The 5,337-nt window shown below is 74.5% G+C and carries 5 protein-coding genes; 1 reads left to right on the forward strand and 4 read right to left on the reverse strand.

What is annotated here, in order from left to right:
• Positions 1 to 161, reverse strand: a 161-nt coding sequence (locus tag GTW43_RS35860) for a LacI family DNA-binding transcriptional regulator (protein WP_161306154.1), incomplete at its 3' end; no start/stop codon positions are given.
• A 132-nt stretch (positions 162 to 293) separates the two neighbouring features.
• A complete protein-coding gene (locus GTW43_RS35865; protein ID WP_161306155.1) occupies positions 294 to 1,211 on the reverse strand; it encodes a TIGR03619 family F420-dependent LLM class oxidoreductase in 918 nt (305 codons plus the stop codon).
• Between the two features lie 128 nt (positions 1,212 to 1,339).
• Here GTW43_RS35865 and GTW43_RS35870 point away from each other — a divergent pair, with 128 nt between their 5' ends.
• Positions 1,340 to 2,755 carry an MFS transporter gene (locus tag GTW43_RS35870; RefSeq protein WP_343246223.1) on the forward strand — a complete coding sequence of 472 codons (1,416 nt, stop codon included), beginning with the start codon at positions 1,340 to 1,342 and terminating at the stop codon, positions 2,753 to 2,755.
• A gap of 15 nt (positions 2,756 to 2,770) precedes the next feature.
• Here the strand turns inward: GTW43_RS35870 and GTW43_RS35875 are convergent, their stop codons facing one another.
• Together GTW43_RS35875 and GTW43_RS35880 are read right to left on the reverse strand one after the other, a co-directional pair.
• On the reverse strand, positions 2,771 to 3,334 hold the full coding sequence (locus tag GTW43_RS35875; protein WP_161306157.1) for a DUF4232 domain-containing protein: 564 nt from the start codon (positions 3,332 to 3,334) through the stop codon (positions 2,771 to 2,773).
• A gap of 160 nt (positions 3,335 to 3,494) precedes the next feature.
• The coding region (locus GTW43_RS35880; protein ID WP_161306158.1) for an EAL domain-containing protein at positions 3,495 to 5,337 on the reverse strand (1,843 nt) is incomplete at its 5' end.

Consider the following 5,337-nt stretch of genomic DNA (forward strand, 5'->3'; position numbering starts at 1 on the left):
CCGCGCAGTTGGGTGGGGCGCTCGTAACCGAGCACGTCGAGCGCCGTGAGGACGGCCTGCCGGGTCGCCTCCGAGACGCCCGGTTTGTTGTTCAGCACCCGGCTGACCGTGGCCTCGCTGACCCCGACCTTCTTCGCCACCTCGGCAAGTCTGCGCGTCATGGAACGCAAGATTAGCGCAAGATTTGCGGCTTGCTTGCGCGATCAGGGAAACGGCCGACGGGCGGGAGGTGCGGCCGACGCGCGGCGGCGCCACGCGTCGGCCGCGACGGCGCGGACCGGTTCCGGCAGGCTCTACGGTGCGTCGTCGCCCAGCGCCTCGTCGCCCAGCACCTCGTCCCGCAGCAGTCCGAGCAGCCTGCGGTCCTCGTCCGCACCCTTCCACAGGCCCGGCTCGCCGGGATAGGTGTCGAAGAGCACGTCCGTGGCGCCGAGTTCGGCCAGGGTCTCGACGTCCGCCCTGATCCGGTCCACCGTGCCGTGCCCGAGAGGCCGGTCGTCGGTGTCCGGCACGTCCGCCACGACGATCTGGAGGCGCGGCGCGAGGTGCGGCACGGGCCGCCCGGCCCGGTCCGCCTCCTCGGCCAGCCGCGGCAGGCCGGCGCGCAGGGAGGCGCGGGTCGGCATGAACGGATGCCAGGCCTCGCCGAGCCGTCCGGCCCGTCGCAGCGCGGCCGGGGAGGCGCCGCCCACCCAGACCGGTAGGTGCGGGGCGGTGGCCGGGGCCGGCGCGGTGTGGACGTCGCGGAACGCGACGTAGCGGCCCTCGAAGGTGCACGGATCCTCGGTCCAGGCGGCCCGGATCGCGCGCAGGTACTCGTCGGTGATCGCCCCGCGCTCGGCGAACGGTACGCCCAGGACCTCGTACTCGGCCGCCGACCAGCCGACGCCCGCGCCGAGGATGAAGCCCCCTTCGTTGAGCCGGTCGATGTTGGCGGCGAGCCGCGCCGTCTGCAGCGGGTGCCGGTAGGGGATCACGGTCACGGTCGTGCCGAGGGTGAGTCCGGGCACCCGCCCCGCGAGGTGGGCCGCCAGCACGAACTGGTCGTAGAACGGGGCCGGGTAGACCGCCTGCACGTCGGGCGTCACCGCGATGTGGTCCGAGATCATCGCGAACGCGAAGCCGAGGTCACGTGCGTCCGTGGCCTGCCGGACGAGGCTCTCGGGGGTGGTGCCGGAGCCGAAGTTGAGGAGATTCACGCCGTATCGCATGACCGCAGTCTTGATGATCTTGCTCTCCCGGATCAAACCCGCGATCGATTTCAGGCCGAGGTTGTCACCGGCCGCTGGGGCGCGCTACGTTCACGGCCATGTCAGTTGGAAAATCAAACGTACGGGGTGTGTCGATACCGGCCGGTCCGTCGCGGCGTGCCACCGTCTGGATCGTCTCGGTCGGCGTCTTCGTCGTGAACCTCGACCTCTTCATCGTCAACGTCGCGGTGCCGGCGCTCGGCGACTCCTTCGACGGGGCCTCCCTGGCCTCCCTGTCCTGGGTCCTGAACGCGTACGCGATCGTCTTCGCGGCGCTGCTCGTGCCCGCCGGGAGGCTCGCCGACCGGTTCGGGCACCGGCGCGGATTCCTGCTCGGGCTCGCCGTGTTCACCCTCGCCTCCGCGCTGTGCGCGGCCGCTCCCGGCGTCGGATGGCTGATCGCCGCACGCGCCGTCCAGGCCGCGGGTGCCGCCGCTCTGATGCCGACCTCGCTCGCCCTGCTGCTCGTCGCCACCCCCGCCGAGCGGCGGCCCCGGGCGGTCCGCGGCTGGGCGGCGATCGGCGGCATCGCGGCCGGACTCGGCCCGGTCGCGGGCGGGCTGCTCGTCGAGGCGGGCTGGCGCTGGGTGTTCCTGGTGAACGTGCCGGTCGGGCTCGCCGGACTGCTGGCGGGCGCGCGCGGACTGCCCGCCGACCGGCCCGACCGCAGTGGCCCGCTGCCCGACCTCGCCGGTGCGGTCCTGCTCACCGGGGCCATCGGCGCGCTCGCGCTCGGCCTCGTCGAGTCCGGTGCCTGGGGATGGAGTTCGGGCCGGACGGCCGGGGCGCTCGGGTCCGCTCTGCTGCTGGGCGCCGCGTTCTGGCGCCGCTCGGCGCGGCATCCGGCGCCGGTGGTCGAACCGTCGCTGCTGCGCATCCCGGCGTTCTCGGCGGCCACCTGCGCCGCGCTCCTGTTCACCGTGGCGTTCGCCGCGATGCTGCTCACGTCGGTCCTGTGGTGTCAGCAGGTGTGGGGCTACTCGGCGATCCGCACGGGGCTCGCGATCGCCCCCGGGCCGCTCGTCGTCCCCGTGCTCGCGATGACCTCGGGGCCCGTCGTGCGACGGCTCGGCGCGGGCGCGACCGCCGCCTTCGGCTGCCTGCTGTTCGGCGCCGGGCTCGTCTGGTGGGCCCTGGCCGCCGACCCGGCGCCGCACTACGCGTCCGGGTTCCTGCCGGGCATGCTCGTGACCGGGGTCGGTGTCGGGCTCGCCCTGCCCACGCTCGTCTGGGCCGCCGCCGGGGCGCTGCCGCCGGAGCGTTTCGCCACCGGGTCGGCGGTCACGACGATGGCCCGGCAGACCGGCTCGGTCCTCGGTGTGGCCGTCACCGTGACACTGCTCGGGCAGCCCGCCACGGCGCGGGCCGCCGTGGACGCCTTCCGGCAGGGCTGGTACGTGGCGGCGGCCCTCGCCGTCGTGGGAGCCGTCGCCGCACTGACCCTGCGGCGCGCTGCGGCGCCGACCGTGCCCACCCGGACGCCGGAGCGGTCCGGGACCCCGTGACGCGCGGTGACCGGGTCAGGTCGCGTACTGGCTCCTGCCGGTCGTCTGCTCCTCGAGCACCGTGGCCGCCTCCTTCTGCGAGGACTGCCACAGCGTCGTGACCGGCGACCAGACCCGCACCCCGGTCGGCGCACCGAGCGTCAGTGCCTGGAAGGTGCTCCCGTGGTGCTCGGGCACGGCGGAGACCGTCACGGACATGACGGTGCGCACGTCCTTCTCCTTCTCGTCGAAGTCCGTCACGGAGCGGACCGCCGCGTACGCCGTCGCGTGCGCGGCGAGGGTGCGCCCCGCGTGCGGCACGGTCGGCAGCGGCATCGCGGCCCCGTCCAGGTCGCCGTACGTGACGATCGGGACCCGGTCCACCAGGCAGGCCCGGCCCGAGTCGTTGCGCAGGCTGAGCCGCAGCACGTCGCCGTCGTCGTCGGTCGGCTCCGCGCGCAGGGTCAGGTTCTTCTCGGCGCAGCGGGGGAGCGCGGCCGCGGGCGTGGCGTCGGCCGGGGCGGCGGTCGCGGCCGGGACGGTGAGGGCGGCCAGGGCGAGGGCGGCCGTGGTGGCCGCCGTGAGGTGACGTGCGCGCATCGGCAGGTCCAGTCCGTCGTCGATCGTGCTTCGGGGCCGTGCAGCGCATCCGTGACCGGGATCGCAATACGGACAAATGAGCCTATCCTGAATGGGCTGTTTTGGGTATGGCGATCCCGGTACCGCGGGCCCCGCCCGCCCGGGGCGGACCCCGGGCCGTTCAGGGCCCGCTCAGTGCTTCCGGTGTCGCGTCCAGCAGGGCCGCCGCCCGCTCGGGCACGAGCGGGCGGGCGAACAGGAAGCCCTGCCCGTACCGGCAGTCCATCCCCGCGAGCACGGTCCCCTGTGCCGGGGTCTCGATGCCTTCCGCGATGACGTCGAGGCCCAGCGTGTGCGCGATGCCCACGATGCCCTCGACGAGCGCGACCTGGCGTGCGTCGGCCGGGATGTCGTCGATGAAGGACTTGTCGATCTTCAGGACGTCGACGGGGAACTCCCGCAGATAGCGCAGCCCGGAGAAGCCCGTGCCGAAGTCGTCGACGGCGATGCGCACCCCGAGGTCCTTCACCGCCCGCACCACGGCGTCCAGTTGCGGGTCGCGGCGCATCAGCACCGTCTCCGTGAGCTCGAGCTGGAGCGAGCCCGGCCGCAGCCCCGGGGTGCCGAGCGCCGCCCGCACCTGGTCCAGGAAGTCCGCCTCGCGGAACTGCCGGGCCGACACGTTGACGCTGATGTAGGGCGCGGGCCCGGACGCCGACGCCTGGAGCCGGGCCGCCCCCGCCACGGCGTTGCGCAGCACCCACGCGCCCAGCGACGCGATCTGCCCCGTCTCCTCGGCCAGCGCGACGAACTGCTCGGTGGGCACCGGCCCGCGCGGATCCGGCGGCCAGCGCACCAGGGCCTCGAACCCGACGACCCGGCGCGTGGCCAGATCGACGACCGGCTGGTACCGCAGGTCGAAGCCGCCGTTGCCGACGACCGCGTCGAGGCGTGCCTGCAGCGCGTGCCGACGCACCACCCGGTCGTGCAGCGGCGGCCGGAAACGACGCCACTGCCGCTTGCCCGCCGCCTTCGCCGCGTACAGCGCGAGGTCGGCGTGGCGCAGCAGTTCGTCCGCGTCGCGGCTGTCCAGCGCGGTGGCCACGCCCACGCTCGCCGACACGCCCACCGAGTCCTCCAGGAGCCGCACGGGCCGGCTCAGCGTCTGGAGGATCTGCGCCGCGAGCAGCTCCGCGTCGACCGGCTCGCGTACCTCCTCCATCAGCACCGCGAACTCGTCGCCGCCGAGCCGCGCCGCCGTGTCCGTGCGGCGCAGCGTCGCCGTGAGCCGCTCGCCGACGGCCCGCAGCAGCTGGTCGCCCGCCGCGTGCCCGAGGGTGTCGTTGACGAGCTTGAAGTCGTCGAGATCGATGAAGAGCAGGCAGGTCAGCGCCGGGTCGCGGTGCCCCCGCAGCAGGGCACGGTCCACCCGCTCCAGGAGCAGCGTGCGGTTGGGCAGCCCCGTCAGCGCGTCGTGGAACGCGCGCTGGGTGAGCTCCTGTTCCAGTCGGCGCTGCTCGGTGACGTCGCGCAGCGTCACCACGACGCCCGCCACCGTCGGGTCCGTCCGCAGGTCGCTGCACCGCACCTCGACCTCCGTGTGGCTGCCGTCCCGCGTCACCCACCAGTGGTCGTGCGTCTCCGGCGCCCCGTCGGCGCGCAGCGCCCGGAGCGCCTGCCGCGCCCGCTCCCGGTCCCGCACTCCGACCAGGTCGGGCAGGACCGCGCCGGTCGGCTGCAGCCCGCCGAAGATGTCGCGCGCGGACGGGCTCGCGTACCGGACGGTGTCGTCGTCGTCGACGATGAGGATCACGTCCGAGGCGTTGCTGACCAGGGTGCGGAAGTAGGCCTCGCTCTCCCTGCGGCTGATCTCCTCGAGCAGCGCGACCCGTTCGGTCGCCAGGCCCGCGTGCGCCGCGAGGCTCTCCAGCGCGTCCCGGATCTCGGTGAGCCGCTCGGGCGGCCCGGCCACGACCAGCACCCCCGGCAGCCCGGACCCCGCGGGGCGGTCCCGGGACGCCATC

The sequence above is a fragment of the Streptomyces sp. SID5785 genome (assembly GCF_009870065.1).
Classification (GTDB): domain Bacteria; phylum Actinomycetota; class Actinomycetes; order Streptomycetales; family Streptomycetaceae; genus Streptomyces.